Source organism: Clostridium estertheticum subsp. estertheticum, from assembly GCF_001877035.1.
Lineage (GTDB): Bacteria > Bacillota > Clostridia > Clostridiales > Clostridiaceae > Clostridium_AD > Clostridium_AD estertheticum.
Window position 1 is genome coordinate 4,144,816 of the sequence record NZ_CP015756.1, and the last position, 16,739, is coordinate 4,161,554.

Sequence of the window (16,739 nt, forward strand, 5' to 3'; positions counted from 1 at the left end):
TTTCATATAAAATTCAGCTTAACTCTCAACTATAAAAAAGTTCCATTCAATGAGCTCTTCATTCCTTTGGAACGGAACTCATATTATAGAAAAACATGGAAAAGAGCCCTATTTAGGCTCTTTCTTTAGTTTATTCTTTATTTTGTTTTTGATTTCAGGATCGCTATAAGTTTCAGCACCTGCTTCTATATCATACTTTCCAAGAGCGGCCATTTTCAATTTAGTTGCAGTTAATTTACTACTCATTTAACACTCTCCTTTCTATACTATACTTTTCAATAATAACTATTTAATACATGAAAACATAATCATATTTTGATATGAATAATTTATTAATCAATTTGCTCATATTGTTTTACTCATTAGATATACATTACCATTATGTCAAACATTAAGAATGCTCCTAATTACTTCAATAAAGCTTTGGAAATCTCTTGTGTAATATCACGACCATTCTTATTATAGAATTTAATTTTGTTAGGGTCAGAATATACAGATTGTGTTCCATTTGGAACTGCACAATAGGCCATATAAAATTCTTGCGAAGGAATACTAATTTTATATTCCTTGTTATCCACTGTTTCTTTTACATATGAAATTTTTATATCAGGGTTTTTACCTTTCATAATAAGGTACTTTCCTTTATTGGTTTTATATATTTCCTCATAAAAGCAGCTATTTCCACCACCTGTACTTTCAATTTTATATTTATTATTAAGACCTTTGGTTAGTTCAGCATTTCCTAAAGTATTATTATTATCTATAAATATAATATATTTTTTATTATCAATATTTAATTCTTGTTTAATATCAATTTTTTTTACCGTTATTATAGGTCGATTAATAAATTGTATTATCTTGCTTTCTAATTGTCCCCTATCTTCTGTGATTGTATATATTCGTGAGTATAATATTAATGATATACAAACTATTGCTACGATGCTTAATAAGAAAAAAGTCTTTTTTTTCATAAGTCCCCCCTTTAATAAGTTCTACTCTTTTGCCATAAACATTTGATTACAAAGTTTTCGTCCTGAAACAGTTTTGAAAATTTTGTTACAAGTATTTTGTATAGTCTCTTTATCATTTTTATTTTCATATAAATTCACAAGGAAATCAGCCTCTACTAAAATCTGATAATCAATTCCATCTATATTTGAATAAGTATGATGGTTGGCTACTAAATAACTTACCCTATCAATTACCTCCTTCTTAAATTCAAGTCTATTTAACAATTCTTCTGCATAAATAGGTCCTTCCTGTTCCTGAAGTTTACCATTACTTTTCCCATATTTTTTCATTGAAATTTTAATTCCTATGTCATGAACAATAGCTGCCACCTCTAAAATCTCCATATTATCAGATGAAATTTTCTCCATGCTACCAATTAGCTTAGCAAACTCATATACCTTTATAAAATGTTGAATTAACTCTGGCTCGCCTTCATCAAACTTAAACATTTCCAAAATTAAATTATTTATTTTATTCATATTAATCCCCCCTATCAATAGATTTGGATTCATAGCAAAACTTCTTCAATTCATTACTTTATATATTCAGTAACTAAATCAGTAAAAAGAATGCCTTCTAAATGGTCTATTTCATGGCAAAAACATTTTGCTAAATCTCCTGTACCGGTCAATATAATCTCATCACCATTTTCATTCAATGCTTTTACCGTTACCTTTGCAGGTCTTTTTAACTTTCCAAATGTATTTGGAATGCTTAAACAACCCTCTATAACTTCCTGAATACCTTCATGCTTAATTATCCTTGGATTAACTAGTTTTATAAGTCCTTCACCCATATCTATTACAACTAATCGTTTTAATATGCCTACTTGTGGTCCTGCTAAGCCTCCTCCATTTTCTGTATTATACATAGTTTCTGCCATATCATTTAGTATTTGTCTTATTTTATCATCTACCAATTCAACTATTCTGCTCTTTTTTCTTAATATTTCATCATCAAAAAATCTAATTTGTCTTAATGCCATTTAAACTACACCCCCTACTTTGTTGTGCTCTTGATTTTCTTACACTTTCTTTAAAGAGAAAAATTTCCTCTATAGGACTATGGAATGTCTTACAAATATCATATGCTAACCATATAGATGGCTCAAATTTTTCTGTTTCAATAGAGTTAATTGCTTGTCTTGATACACCTACAAGTTCTCCTAATTGTTCTTGAGTTAATCCAAGTGATTCACGAAATTCTTTTACTCTATTTTTCATTAATCAACGCCTCCATAATGTTAACATTATATTGTAAAATATAACATTATTTTATTTTTATGTCAAGTTAACCTTACACAATATAGAATATCTTCGAATTTATCTACAATGATATATGCATCGCTCTTTTATGCTTTAGATAACCTTATACAAATAAAAACAACATGCTAATTAATTTTATAATTAGCATGTTATTTTTTATTGCTTCACTCTTATATTTTACAACATTTATGAATTTTTTATACGCCCCAAATGAGGGTTCCTACATACATAAGAATCATTGGCCAAAATAATAATATAACATTAATTGCTATTAAAAATACCCCTAATTTTGTTTTATGTTTAATTAATCCAATTATTGAAAGGATTCCACCAATAATTGCAAATATAGATGGTCCGAAATATAATAATAGTCCTTCTAAACGAGTAGAATGGGTCGGTATTAGTTGGATAAACTCATTTACTAATACTAAAATGGATACTATTAAAATGCCTAATGAACATTTTGTAAATATACTTTCTTTTTTCATAGGCTGTCTCCTTAAATTAAAAATATTTTCACTTTTTTGCAATTTAGTTTATCACTTTCTTTATATGGCATAACTCTTAGATTCATATTAGAATAAATACATAATAATAATACTTTCTCCAGAAGTGACTCCAATAAGAAGAGCAGAAACAATTGAAATTCTATTTAAAATTCTTCTCTTGCAAATATAAAATTCTCGTGAGACTGCTACAAGCAGTCTAGCGAACCGGCTGAAAGCCGAATGTGAGCACGTAACAATTAATAATTATTACGTGCCCCAGAGAGCGACCCAGAGGAAAGAGAATTTTCTATTTGCAAGAGATTAGAATTTCTTAAATGAATTTCATGTTTCAATCTCTTATTGGAGTCACGCATGTGAAAGTAATATGGATACACTTTTTAATGTTTTCTTCCGGTCACAATGAATATAGGATTATTAGCCATTAACATATAACTCTTTCCTTTTGTTTTACTTACCTGAATTTGTACACATTCCACTTCATAATTTAACTCTTTTAAAGCTTCCATAGCTTTGTATACATTGTTTATAGTTATAAAGTTTAAAACAATATTTTTGCCTTTTTTTAATTTATCTCCATACTTCTCAATAATATCAGCTATATTTCCACCACTTCCACCTACAAATATAGCGTCAAATTCTCCTATTATGTTTGCCTCTATCTCCATAGCCTCTAAATTTATTATCTCAAGGTTACTTGTCTTAAATTTTTCTTTGTTTTGTTTCAAAACCTCTAATGCCTCATTATCTTTTTCTATAGCTATAACTTCACCATTTTTACATATCTGCGCTATCTGAATACTTACAGACCCTGTTCCAGCTCCAATATCTATAACTCTATAATCATCTTCAAGTTCTAGCTTTACTACACTTAATATTCTTACCTCTTCCTTCGTCATTGGGCAATTGCCCCGTATAAATTCATCATCTTTAATAAACCTCATGTTTTTGGACCTCCTGATTTATTCCATTACAGTATATATTTCATTATACAACAGAAGCGTATACTTCAGAAATTTTCTTTTAACTTATACTGAAATTAATTTTTTACTTTTCACTATGATTTATAAACGCCGCTTCCTTAGCCTGTTTATCAGTAACTTGCTTTATTTCCCTAGATAATCTCCCACCACAGTTTCTACAAAAATTATCAGTTATATTGTTCACTTCACCACAGTTCCAGCAATACGTAATTTCTTTAACGTTGTTTTCTTGATGTGGCTTTTTTCTTTGTTTGTTTTGAATTATCCTTTGTTTGTTAAACAACTTGACAACCCTATTTTTAAAATTAACGACATTTTCTGATTTAAAAAAATATTTTAATGCTATAAATGAAATAAATCCTGTAATTACTGTATCAATTAATACAATAGGTAAATTATTAAAAGAAGAAGGTATCATTATTATCCTTATTATCATTACTAATTTCGAGATTGTAACAAATGAAAAAGCTATAGCAATGGCATTATATTTTTTCTTTGCAAAACATAAGATGCCTATAACTAGTAATAATGAAATATTACCATCTATTAGCCCACTTGCCATAAATAAAGGATATATAATTACTATGAAGCATGCAAAGTATAAAATATATTCAACAAATGGCATTATATATTTTAGAGTTTTAATGGAATATAATGCTCCCTCCATATCCTCCGATACTTCATCCAAGGTTAGTCCACTTGCTTTTTCCATAATAATTAAATTTTCTATTTCAATTTTATTTTTTTCCTTTGTAAAAAAATTGCAACTTGATTTCATTGATGAAACAATTAGCGTGTTATTTTGTGAGTTATCTTCATTTACATTACTAATTTTCTTATTTGTTGCAAATTGAACTACCATTCCAAATCCAGCAAACAAAATACCTATAATTATACTAGTTGCAAAGCTGCTTATGTCTAATACTTTAGCTAAACTTATTCCCGCAATTAATCCACCTGATAAACTTGTGGAAACAATTATTACTGGTCTTACAAAAAAAATACTTAATACTCCTAAAACCAATGCCATAATAATTCCTAATGTAACCACTTGTGTAAGTACATAACCTAATAAAAATCCCATAAACCCACAAAGTATAAAAATACCTACTTTATACAATTTAAATGTTATAAATGCACCTAGAAGTGCCGATAGTAAAACAATGAACATCGCCATCCCTGCATTGTCCGAACTAGTATTACTAACAACTCCACCCATTATTCCAAATGTAAAAAAGCCACAAACAGTAACCCAAAACTTAAACAGCTTATACCCTAAGAAACATTGTAGGAATGTCAATAAAAACGTTACGATTGCAATAATCCTTATACACTCGCTAGCAAAACCACTGATTCCAGTGGGATTTTCTACCATAAAGTTAAGCTGTTGTAAAACAGCCAAAAATCCAGATATTCGCATAAAACCACTCCTCTTATAATAATTTTGCATATGGTATATGAGATTATTTTTATACCACAATTTGTTTTCTCTTAATAGAGTATTCAACTTAATAAACATATATTTATAACTTTTGTGAAAATCAATAATTAAATAATCTTCTGGGTCACTGCAATATTAAATAACCTATGTTTATTAAAAAAGTGCTCAAGTGATTTAAAATTAATCACTTGAGCACTTTTTTTTAAAAAATAAATAGGGTTATTCTTAACTTCTTATAATTCAAAACTCCTAAATGCCTCTAAGAATGATTCAATATCCTCATCCGTATGTTTAGTACATAAGAATATTGCTTCAAATTGAGAAGGTGCAATATTTATCCCACTTTTTATCATATGTTCAAAATATTTTGCAAATAATTTTGCATCACAAGTTTTAGCATCCTCAAAATTTCTAACTTCCCTCTTCTTTGTAAAGAAAGCTGTAATCATTGAGCCACATCTGTTGACTACCATAGGTATACCTTTTTCTTTTGCAATTTCTAGTAATCCCTTTTGAAGTTTTTGTGATAGCTTTTCCATGTTTTCATAAACACTTGGATTATTATAAAGCTTAGTTAAGCTTGCATAACCTGCTGCCATTACAACTGGATTTCCAGACATTGTACCAGCTTGATATACAGGTCCCATAGGTGATAACATCTCCATTATTTCTTTTTTACCACCATAAGCACCACAAGGAAGTCCACCTCCCATGATTTTTGCATAAGTAATTAAATCAGGATAGATTCCATATATGCTTTGTGCACCTTTGTATGCTACTCTAAATCCACTCATTACTTCGTCAAAAATAAGTAGACTATTATATTTATCACATATTTTTCTAAGTTCTAATAAAAACTCTTTCTCTGCTGGAATAACTCCCATATTACCTGCTACTGGTTCAATAATTACGCAAGCGATATCATCGCTATATTTCTCAAACAAAACTTTTACACTTTGTATATCATTGTAATTTGCTATTAATGTATTTACAATGCTTTCTTTAGGAACCCCTGCGGAACCTGGTATTCCTTCAGTAAGCACTCCTGAACCTGCTTCGACTAAAAATCCACCAGCATGCCCGTGATAACATCCTGCAAATTTAATCATTTTATTCTTTTTTGTATAACCTCTTGCAAGTTTTACAACACTCATAGTAGCTTCTGTACCTGAATTAACCATTCGAATCATCTCTACACTGTCTACAGTTGAGCAAATATGTTTTGCAAGTTTTAATTCTATCTCTGTAGATGCACCAAAAGCAATCGACTCTGCTGCAGTATTTTGTATAGCTTTTACTACATCGTCATCACAATGTCCAAGTATCATAGGACCCCAAGCACATACAAAATCTATGTATTTGTTACCCTCTTCATCATAAATGTAAGCACCCTTACCTTTCTTAATAATCGGAGGAGTTACATCTACATCTTTATATGCTCTTACTGGGCTATTAACACCACCAGGCATATACTTCTTTGATTCATTAAATATATCTAAATTTCTCATAGTAATTTCCTCTTTTCTAAATATTTGATTTTAGTCCTTTGCCCTCAATAGATATTTAAGACTCTATTATCTATAATAAATTGTAAACCTTAAGTTCACGATTACTCCTTAAGCCACTTACATAAATCAATTGCATAATAAGTAATTATCATGTCTGCTCCTGCTCTTTTCATAGATAAATGCATTTCCATAGCTATAGCTTTTTCATCAATAAAGCCCATCTTTGCAGCAGCTTTTACCATAGCAAACTCCCCACTAACACTATAAGCGGCTACTGGCACATCATGTTTATCCCTAGCCCATCTCACTACATCTAAATATGATAACGCTGGTTTTACCATTATTATATCTGCGCCCTCGCAAATATCAGCATCTATTTCTCTCATGGCTTCTCTTATATTTGCTGGATCCATTTGATATGCTTTTCTATCTCCAAATTGTGGCGTTGAATTAGCCGCTTCTCTAAAGGGGCCATAAAACGCTGATGAATATTTTGCACTATAAGCCATTATTAATACATCTTTATATCCATTACTATCTAAAAGCTCTCTTATTGCAGCAACATGTCCATCCATCATATCAGATGGCGCTACCATATCAGCTCCAGCCTCAGCATGAGATAATGCTATTTCTGCTATATATTTTAAACTCTTATCATTATCAACCTTTGTTCCCTCTAGTATTCCACAATGTCCATGACTTGTATATTCACACATACATACATCTGTTATTATAACTAAATCTTTCGATACTTCTCGAACTTTTTTAACTCCCCTTTGAATTATTCCATTTTTATCGTAAGCGCCACACCCTACTTCATCTTTATGATCTGGTAATCCGAATAAAATTACTCCGCGCACACCTACTTCGATAACCTCTTCAATAATCTCATGGAGTCTATCTAAAGAAAAATGATAATTTCCTGGCATTGAAGATATCTCTTCTTTAATGTTTTCACCTTCCACTATAAATATAGGAAATATAAAGTCTGATGAAGTTAATACTGTTTCACGCACTAAGTCTCTTATGTTTTTTGTTTCTCTTAATCTTCTATTTCTTTTAAACAAAGTTATCCACTCCTAATTAAATATATTTTAATGTTATCCACAATTTATTATCATTTCGTGCAAATAAATCATTATTTCATTTCTAAAAGTTTATTTATAACACCTTCTACGCTATAAACATCACATATAGTTGGGTTCACTCCTACGTCCATTAGCGCTTTTGCAGTTATTGGTCCTATAGCAATTGCTTTTTTAGATTGTATAGTTTCAATCCCTACCATATTAATCATATTTTTAACTGTTGATGGTGAAGTAAAGACTATTACATCTACATCTTTAATTTCATTATCCGATTTTAATTTGCCACAAATCGTTTCATAAGTGAAAACTTCCTCAACAATGCATCCTGCATTTCTTAATGCTTCAACTAAATAAGGCCTTGCATCTTTTGACCTAGGTACTAACACCTTGTCATATTCTTTTACATAACCCCTCATTTTATCAAACAAACTTTCAGCAACAAAATGATCTGCCACAATATCTGGTATAATGCCTCTGTTTTCAATGGCCTTTGCAGTAGCTGGTCCTATTGCTGCAACTTTAGCTTTAAGTTTTCTAACATCAAATTTAATATCTCTTAAGTAATCAAAAAAGTAATTCACTCCATTTACACTTGTTAATGTTATGAAATCATAACCCGTAAGCCTTCCCTTGCATTTATCTAAGTTGATTGAAGTATCTTTAAATTCAATAGAATTTATCTCAAGCACCTCTGCTCCTAAATCTATCAATTCTTCCCTTAATTCTTTTGCTTGGGCTTTTGACCTAGTTATACAAATATTCTTACCAAATAGCGGTTTCTTCTCATACCAATTAAATTGATCATTAAATTTAATTACTTCTCCTACTACAATAATGCAAGGAGAAGATATTTCTGCTTCTTGAACCTTGCCTATAATGTCAATTAAAGTTCCTACTACCTTTTTTTGCTTAGATGTAGTTCCTCTCATTATTACTGCGCAAGGTGTGCTTTTATTTTTTCCATTGAATATAAGACTTTGTGCTATCTTTTCTAAGTTTTTAAATCCCATCATAAACACTAAAGTTCCACCAAGGCTTACAACTGCCTTCCAATCAATCTCTAGTTTTTCTGCACTCATCGCAGTGAATACATGAAAACTTTGAGCTATTCCTCTATGAGTTATAGGTATTCCAGCATAATTTAAGACTGCTATTGGTGAGGTTATTCCTGGTATAACTTCAAACTCAATATTTTCGTGAAGAAGAGCTAAGGCTTCCTCTCCACCTCTTCCAAATACAAATGGATCTCCGCCCTTAATTCTTCCAACAATGTTACCTTCTTTAGCTAGAGTTACTAACATGTCATTTATTTCATCCTGAGTTTTATAATGACACCCTGGCTCTTTTCCACAATAATATATTAAGCAATCCGATTTTAAATATTTAAGTATACTAGTGCTCGCTAGCCTATCATACATAACTGCTGTGCACTTTGAAAGCATTCTTATAGCTTTAAGAGTTATTAACTCCTCATCTCCTGGACCGACACCCATTAGATAAACCTTTCCCATTGTATCCACTCCTTATTTTTTCATAAGCTTATTTGTTTTCAAGTATCTTCTTAGCTAAATTCTCACCTAATTTTATATAACCATTTTTATCTCCTGATAATTGTTTTTTAACTATTTTCCCATTTACTCTATACACTCCAGTCATGTGCATAAGGTCATTATCAAGGTAAGCATATGCACCTATACAATCGTGACAATCTCCATTAAGCGTTGCCATAAAACTTCGCTCAGCATCTACACATATTCTAGCATCGTAAAAATCTAATTTTTTAATCATATTTATTTGCGGATGGTTTTTAACCATTTCTATTCCTAGTGCGCCTTGAGCTATTGCCGGTACTATCTCATCTATGCTAAAATAATTAGTAATTATATTTTCCATGCCTAGCCTTTTTAGACCTGCCGCTGCCAGTATTATTCCATCTAGATTTTCCTTTTCTATCTTCGCTATTCTAGTCTGCACATTACCCCTTATAGGTACAATTTCTATATCTGGTCTTAGAATTTTAATTTGTGTACCCCGTCTTATACTGCTGGTACCTATTCTTGCACCCTCGTGTAAATCATAGAAGCTGATATTGTCAAATGCAACAAATGCATCTCTAACATCTTCCCTTACTGGGATTGCAACTATTTCAAACTCTTTTGGCACATCATATGGAACATCTTTCATGCTATGTACTGCCATATCAGCTTTTTGCTCTAGCATTGCAAACTCTATTTCCTTTACAAAAAGTCCTTTACCGCCTATTTTATCCAAAGTAACATTTAGAATTTTATCTCCCTTTGTTTCAATTAGAACCTTCTTCGAATCAATATCGAACTTTTCCTTAATCATAGCCATAATTGTATTTGCTTGGACTTGTGCAAGTTCACTTCTTCTAGTCCCTATATTAATTTTCAAAATCTCGACCTCCTCAAATCCTTACCTACGCTCGTTAATTTTAAATATCAATTCCATAAAACATTTCTAAGATAATACTCTGGACATCCTTGGTATAGAAAAAAAAGAAATCCTCACTACATACAAAATTCATTATTTCTTTTTTTTGGGGTCTCATCTTAACTATATTTCTAATACTACAAGTATAATCTATAAAATTCGAATACTCATAAATTTTATCTTCTATAATTTTCGACATAAAAAGTGATGTTTTCGGACTACCGCCTTTAGTATGTAATGCAAACTTCATATTAGGTGTATCCCTTTGAACTGGTTTTACTACTAACCCCTGAGTAAAATCTTCACAATTTAAGTATAACTTATATTTTTCATCACAATAATTTTTTATAGATTCATTTACAATATTACTATTTGTTGCAATAATTACAATATGATTAATATCAACATAAGACTCTTTATATTCATCTTTTATTAATTTTATATTAGAAACACCTTTTAACTTATAAAAGTTCTTGTTAAATTCTTTTGAAACCACAGTAACATTACAGCCTTCCTTTGAAAACGTTATACATTTTATAAAAGCAGCCTCTCCACCACCAACGATAAGTATGTTAACCTTACTAGATAAGAGTGAAATCATGGTATAATTTATTGCTGAAATATCCTGCTTATTATATCCACGCATTCCTTAGACCTCCCCTTCAGATGTTCCTCCTTTAAAACCTGTATAGCCTTATTTACAAAGGCGTTTGAAGTGCTCTTTAATAAAATCTCTGCTAATTTTTCATTATCTTTTGTCTCTTTTTTATGCTTAAAAGTTGCAAGTCTTTCCTTATATATATCCTCACCATTGTGTTTTATCATTTTAATAAAAGGCGATAACTCTTCTATAGTTTTCCACTCTACAAATTCCCTTATGGCTTTATCCACAATATATCTATTATTTTTCATTGAATCCTTCCGTATTTTAAAGTTTGCATCATGAATATCCTTTATTTTATCTATATCATAAACTTCATATAAAGGATTCCCACTTACTATTTCCTCAATATCTCTTGGCACAGCTAAATCAAACAATAACAAGTGCTTGCTTGGTAACTCATTTAAACGAACTACCGTATGAGGAGCTGTGGTACAAGATATAACACAATCTACCTTTTCATAATGTTTTTGTATATCATTAAAGGGTATTATTTTCACTCGTGGGTCCTCTATATCAACATTTTGAGAATCTCTAACCGCAATATATAATGAATCTATTTTTGCTTCTAGTATATATTTTGTAGTTAATTGTCCAACCGTACCATAACCTAATATCATAAAATTTTTGTATCCCATATCTATTGCTTTTTTAACTACCATCGATGACGAAGAAACTGGTATTTCACCTGTTTTAGATTTAGTTCTAAAATTCTTACCACAAGCAATAGCATTTTCGAAAAGCCTCTGAAATTCCTTTTTAGTCGCCCCAGAATCTTTTGCTACCTCATACGCATCCCTAACTTGACCTAGTATTTGGTCTTCCCCAAGCAATAGTGAATCAAACCCACAAACTACCTCCATTAAGTGCTGTACTGCTTTTTCTTCCTTATAATTAAACACGCACTTTATTAAAGACTCATCCCAATTTAGTGCATTAAATATCTTCTTAACAATGTCTTCATCTTTTGACTTAAAATATATTTCTATCCGATTACAAGTACTTAAAATAACCGCCTCATCGCAAATATTAACAAGAGCCGCAAGGGACCTTTCTTGACGTTTGGGTATAATTGAAAGTTTTTCTCTAATTTCTATTTTAACATCATGTTTTACCCCTATAAGTTGTATCATTATATCATCTCCAAAAATACTTAACTATTGATAATGCGTCATATTTATTATTTATATATATCGGCATATTTCGTATATTACACATATTAATGTTATATAAAATAGTGACCCATACATTAATTTTATTGTATCCACGATATGTTCCCTACCTAAATCTTTTATTCTATTTCCTATAGTTGGTTTATACATCTTCTCTCCAAAATATACATTTGTTCCACCTAATTGGACTCTCATAGCCCCTGCCACTGCACCTTCAGGATAAGCACAATTAGGGCTTTTATGATTTTTTCTATCCCTTATCATAACTTTTATGCTATCTAAAATATTGCCCCTAACAATTGGAGCTGCAAGGCAGATCAAAAATCCAGTTAATCTTGCAGGCACATAGTTAAATACATCATCTGTCTTTGCTGGAAAGAATCCAATATATTTATATTTTTCATTCATATATCCAAGCATTGAGTCCATAGTATTTATACCCTTATACATCATAGCTAGTGGCGCTCCCCCTAGTATTGCATACAATATTGGAGCTATAACACCATCTGCCGTATTCTCCGCAATAGTCTCCACATCTGCCCTAATTATTTCATCAACGCAAAGATCTTTAGTATCTCTTCCTACAATATACGATAATTTAATTCTTGCGTCATCGATATCATCTTTAACCAAAGCATCATAAACCTTAATGCCCTCCGTGTGGAGACATCTTGTTGCTATTGTAGTCCAAAGCAAAATGATATTAAGAATATTATATACCCAAAATAACTCTTTGGATATTTTTAAAATTATAAATGGGACTAAAAAACTAGAAAATGCTACTATAACTACAATTACTCCTCCAAATATTTTAATTTGCTTATGAGTTTTACATAACTTTCTACCTAATTTATCTAAGACCCTAATAAGTTTGCCTATATAAATCACCGGATGCTTAAACCAATACGGATCTCCAATTAATAAATCTAACAAAATTGCTGCTATTAAATCCATTATATTCATTTGAAATAGTATTCCCATTATAATTCCTCACTATCTTATTTTTCTTAAACATTAATTAGTTCTTACCTGTCCCCGCCTTTTAGAAACATTAAACACTAATTAGTTGTTAACCGTCCCCACCTCGAAAGGCTTTTCTCTTTTTTCTATCCCAATGATCTTATAAATCATATCCATATCTATATTTTTTCTTACTATATCTGCAAGCTTGTCTATTTCTTTTTCTCTTAGACTCTCATAAGTCTTAGATCTTTTAGGTTTTATAGATTTTTTAACTCTTAATGAATTAATAATAAACTCTCTAAATTCCGTTCCATCAAATACCCCATGAATATACGTACCCATAACATTTCCATCTTCATTGACTGCTCCATCAAAGGATAAAGTATTGTCGCCATTTCTATCATATATTTCAAACAGAGGTTTTGCCTTTTGACCATAAATACATTTACCCATATGTATTTCATAACCATAAGTCTTAACATTACTAGTTTTCACGTTAATGCTACGAGCCTTTACTCTTGTAGTTATTTTCTCATCTTCAAATAATGTACCTATATCTAAAAGCCTCATTCCTTCTACTTTATCACAACTTCCTTCTACACCATTTGGATCAATTAAACTATTACCTAGCATTTGATATCCTCCACAAATGCCTAATATTGTTCCTTTGTCACTGTACTTCTTAACAGCATCCATAAGTCCTGAATCCCTTATAGTAATTAAATCGTCGATAGTATTTTTAGTTCCAGGGATTATAAGTAAGTCTGGATTTCCGAGTTCCGCTTTAGTTGTAATAAATCTAACTGATACATCTTCCTCTGACTTCAATGCATCTAAATCTGTAAAATTTGATATATGTGGAAGTTTTATTACCACTATGTCAATGGGTGCAGTGATTTTCTTATTAAACTCTACTGCGCCATCCTCATCTTCAAGATCTAATCTAAAGTAAGGAACTACCCCTGCACAAGGAATATGTATAATATCCTCAAGCATTGTAAGTCCTGGCTTTAAAATTTCTAAATCTCCTCTAAATTTATTTATAATAGTTGCTTTAACTCTTTTTTTCTCATCTGCCTTTAGTAAAAGCATAGTTCCTGCAAGTGATGCAAAAACACCACCCTTATCTATATCTCCAGCAAGTATTACGGGGGCATCTATAAGTTCTGCCATTCCCATATTTACTATATCTCTTTCCCTTAAATTGATTTCTGCAGGGCTACCTGCTCCCTCCATTACTATAATATCAAACTTCTTTTCTAGTTCTTCAAACTGCGATTTTAACATGTCTTTGAATCTTAGTTTCATATTATGATACTCCATAGCTGTACTATTCCCATAAACTTTTCCCTTAACTATAATTTGACATTTTTTATCTGAGGTAGGTTTTAATAATATTGGGTTCATAAATACTTCTGGCTCAAGACCTGCTGCATATGCTTGAAGCACCTGTGCACGTCCCATTTCTTTTCCATCCAATGTGATATAAGAATTTAATGACATGTTTTGTGACTTGAAAGGACATACGGAAAACCCATCTTGTTTTAAAATTCTACATAACGCTGTAACTAGTATGCTTTTCCCTACAGATGAAGCTGTTCCTTGAACCATTATTTTAGCCATTACTTTTTCTCCCTTCCCTCGTGTTTTTCTTTGCCTTGTATTTTAATCTATTAAAAAAAACAGCAAGCTATCACACCTGCTGTGGACTTACACCACCTGAAAATATTATATCATATAATAACAGCTGTATTTACCAATTCTTTATACAAATTAATGTCTTTAATGTATATGTTTAACCATTATTAATTTTATCCTTGGAATAAAAAAAGCCCTTTAACTGGAGCGTTAAAAGGAAACGATTTAAAATTATGTTTAACCATATAAATCAGTAAACAACTTTCTATTATAAAGCCCTCCCTATCACTCGTAGAGTTTATGGTGCAAAACATAGGCAGATATTCTGACTCAAGAATCATTATTTAAGTACGCCTTCCCCGTTTCCGAGTGGCATATTGTACTTAAATTCATCTATTACAGCTACGAGATAGTTCAGGATTTTAACCTGATTCCCTTTTAATTAATCAATTTTAATTAAACCTATATTTTATTATTTAATTTTAATAATAATTTAATATGAGTACTTACAACACAATAATAGCATTGTTAGTACAAGAAATCAACTACTGAAATGTCGTTAAATTGTCCACATTAATCCATAATTTTATGGAACTAATGTGGACAACTTTGTTAATAACTTTATTTATCTTTTATTAATACTTATTAATTCTCTTTATTTAATTTAGCTCGTAAAAACATAGCTTTCTTACCTATACTTGCAAATTTAGCTTCATATTCCGTAATTACATTTTCTTCAAAACCACTCTTATGAAGATCATATGTTAAAAATAATATTTCAAAACCACATTGTTTAAAATATTCTATAGAGTCTTCAAACAAGCCTGTATCATCTGTTTTGAACCAAACTTCAGATCCAACTTTTAAAAATTTCTTGTAATTAGTTAAGAATTTAGTATGAGTTAATCTTCTTTTATTATGTCGTTCCTTTGGCCAAGGGTTACAGAAATTTATATAAATTCTACTTATCTCATCTTTTGCAAATACATCATCAATAAACATAATGTTTAAAGGCATAAGACGTACATTTATATTTTGCTCTGCCTTAACCGCACGTACTTCTATAACTTTTCTAAGTGCAAACACTAGCACCTCATCTTTTAAATCTATTCCTACAAAATTAATGTTATCATTTTGCCTAGATTTTTCTGCAATAAAACTACCCTTTCCACATCCAAGCTCCAGATGTATATCATTTTTATTTTTAAATTCTTCACTCCAATTTCCTTTATGATCATATTGATCTGTTCTTACAATATGGCTAGCTTCTAGCTCCGGCCTAGCCCAATATTTTTTTCTTAAGCGCATATATTTTCTCCTTACGTTTATAATAATAACAATTTTTAACTTTACTTTTTTATTAGGTCATGACTCCTTATTGAAGCATTGTAGCGATGTTCATAAAAATATTATATACCCAATCAGCTGGCACTTGCACAATATAAGTGAAAACTGATTGATTACCAGGTAATATAGGTAATATTAAAACCAAAAATATCAAAAATTGATATCTAGTAAAAGTATCTGACATATTGTAAAAAAACTTTGGAAATAAATCCCTAACTATATGATATCCATCGAATCCTGGCACTGGAACTAAATTAAGAAAAAACAACATACAATTTATAGATACTGTCATCTTTAATATTTCTATAATAATGGTAAATACTGTACCCTGAACGGGTGATAATTTCCAGAATAGCACCGTGAAAATTGCAAATACAAACCCTATAATCAGATTTGCAAATGGACCCGCAAATGAAATTTTCAAATCATCCCTATAATAATTTTTATAGGAACTAGGATTTGTTTCAACGGGTTTCGCCCATCCGAATCCCGTTAGTAAAATCAGAATAAATCCTATTGGATCTATGTGCGCAATTGGGTTCAGTGTAAGTCTCCCTTGAAATCTAGGTGTTTTATCTCCTAACCTATCCGCTACAATAGCGTGTGCATACTCATGGAATGTAAATGCTATTAAAATTGCTGGTATCATTAAAATTTTATACAATATTTGCTGTGTATCCAAATTTACTCCCCCTCACATTC

18 protein-coding genes and 1 riboswitch are annotated in these 16,739 nt (G+C 30.8%); all 18 genes read right to left on the reverse strand.

Going from position 1 to position 16,739, the window contains the following annotated elements; all coding sequences use genetic code 11:
- Positions 1-108: 108 nt before the first annotated feature.
- Positions 109-246 carry a hypothetical protein gene (locus A7L45_RS23385; RefSeq protein ID WP_169829619.1) on the reverse strand — a complete coding sequence of 46 codons (138 nt, stop codon included), beginning with the start codon at positions 244-246 and terminating at the stop codon, positions 109-111.
- Positions 247-407: 161 nt separating this feature from the next.
- Positions 408-971 (reverse strand): hypothetical protein, encoded by a 564-nt coding sequence (locus A7L45_RS19290; RefSeq protein WP_071614295.1) that lies wholly within the window; start codon positions 969-971, stop codon positions 408-410.
- 21 nt (positions 972-992) lie between these two features.
- Positions 993-1,490 carry an HD domain-containing protein gene (locus A7L45_RS19295; RefSeq protein WP_071614296.1) on the reverse strand — a complete coding sequence of 166 codons (498 nt, stop codon included), beginning with the start codon at positions 1,488-1,490 and terminating at the stop codon, positions 993-995.
- Positions 1,491-1,543: 53 nt separating this feature from the next.
- Positions 1,544-1,996: a peptide deformylase gene (gene def / locus A7L45_RS19300; protein WP_071614297.1), complete on the reverse strand. Its 453-nt coding sequence runs from the start codon at positions 1,994-1,996 to the stop codon at positions 1,544-1,546.
- Positions 1,977-2,234 (reverse strand): helix-turn-helix transcriptional regulator, encoded by a 258-nt coding sequence (locus A7L45_RS19305; RefSeq protein WP_071614298.1) that lies wholly within the window; start codon positions 2,232-2,234, stop codon positions 1,977-1,979. Before A7L45_RS19305 ends, def begins: the two co-directional genes overlap by 20 nt.
- A 239-nt stretch (positions 2,235-2,473) precedes the next feature.
- Positions 2,474-2,764 (reverse strand): hypothetical protein, encoded by a 291-nt coding sequence (locus tag A7L45_RS19310; protein WP_071614299.1) that lies wholly within the window; start codon positions 2,762-2,764, stop codon positions 2,474-2,476.
- 398 nt (positions 2,765-3,162) lie between these two features.
- The gene (gene cbiT / locus A7L45_RS19315) at positions 3,163-3,726 is read right to left on the reverse strand and encodes a precorrin-6Y C5,15-methyltransferase (decarboxylating) subunit CbiT (RefSeq protein ID WP_071614300.1); all 564 of its coding nucleotides are present in this window, start codon (positions 3,724-3,726) and stop codon (positions 3,163-3,165) included.
- A gap of 103 nt (positions 3,727-3,829) precedes the next feature.
- A complete protein-coding gene (locus A7L45_RS19320; RefSeq protein ID WP_071614301.1) occupies positions 3,830-5,185 on the reverse strand; it encodes a TM7S3/TM198-like domain-containing protein in 1,356 nt (451 codons plus the stop codon).
- A gap of 254 nt (positions 5,186-5,439) precedes the next feature.
- The gene (gene hemL, locus A7L45_RS19325) at positions 5,440-6,714 is read right to left on the reverse strand and encodes a glutamate-1-semialdehyde 2,1-aminomutase (protein ID WP_071614302.1); all 1,275 of its coding nucleotides are present in this window, start codon (positions 6,712-6,714) and stop codon (positions 5,440-5,442) included.
- Between the two features lie 101 nt (positions 6,715-6,815).
- The gene (hemB, locus tag A7L45_RS19330; protein WP_071614303.1) at positions 6,816-7,781 is read right to left on the reverse strand and encodes a porphobilinogen synthase; all 966 of its coding nucleotides are present in this window, start codon (positions 7,779-7,781) and stop codon (positions 6,816-6,818) included.
- Positions 7,782-7,852: 71 nt separating this feature from the next.
- Positions 7,853-9,313: a uroporphyrinogen-III C-methyltransferase gene (gene cobA, locus A7L45_RS19335; RefSeq protein ID WP_071614304.1), complete on the reverse strand. Its 1,461-nt coding sequence runs from the start codon at positions 9,311-9,313 to the stop codon at positions 7,853-7,855.
- Between the two features lie 28 nt (positions 9,314-9,341).
- Positions 9,342-10,217, reverse strand: a complete 876-nt coding sequence (gene hemC / locus A7L45_RS19340; RefSeq protein ID WP_071614305.1) for a hydroxymethylbilane synthase — start codon at positions 10,215-10,217, stop codon at positions 9,342-9,344.
- A 40-nt stretch (positions 10,218-10,257) separates the two neighbouring features.
- Entirely contained in the window at positions 10,258-10,902 is a 645-nt protein-coding gene (locus tag A7L45_RS19345; protein ID WP_071614306.1) for an NAD(P)-dependent oxidoreductase, read from the reverse strand.
- Entirely contained in the window at positions 10,866-12,050 is a 1,185-nt protein-coding gene (hemA, locus tag A7L45_RS19350) for a glutamyl-tRNA reductase (RefSeq protein WP_071614307.1), read from the reverse strand. Before hemA ends, A7L45_RS19345 begins: the two co-directional genes overlap by 37 nt.
- Positions 12,051-12,101: 51 nt before the next feature.
- Positions 12,102-13,046: an adenosylcobinamide-phosphate synthase CbiB gene (gene cbiB, locus A7L45_RS19355; RefSeq protein ID WP_169829632.1), complete on the reverse strand. Its 945-nt coding sequence runs from the start codon at positions 13,044-13,046 to the stop codon at positions 12,102-12,104.
- A gap of 105 nt (positions 13,047-13,151) precedes the next feature.
- A complete protein-coding gene (locus A7L45_RS19360) occupies positions 13,152-14,675 on the reverse strand; it encodes a cobyric acid synthase (RefSeq protein ID WP_071614309.1) in 1,524 nt (507 codons plus the stop codon).
- Between the two features lie 313 nt (positions 14,676-14,988).
- Positions 14,989-15,171: riboswitch (cobalamin riboswitch) on the reverse strand.
- Positions 15,172-15,335: 164 nt separating this feature from the next.
- Positions 15,336-15,998 carry a tRNA (guanosine(46)-N7)-methyltransferase TrmB gene (gene trmB / locus A7L45_RS19365; protein ID WP_071614310.1) on the reverse strand — a complete coding sequence of 221 codons (663 nt, stop codon included), beginning with the start codon at positions 15,996-15,998 and terminating at the stop codon, positions 15,336-15,338.
- A gap of 67 nt (positions 15,999-16,065) precedes the next feature.
- A complete protein-coding gene (locus A7L45_RS19370) occupies positions 16,066-16,686 on the reverse strand; it encodes a site-2 protease family protein (protein ID WP_152025102.1) in 621 nt (206 codons plus the stop codon).
- Positions 16,687-16,739: the final 53 nt, after the last annotated feature.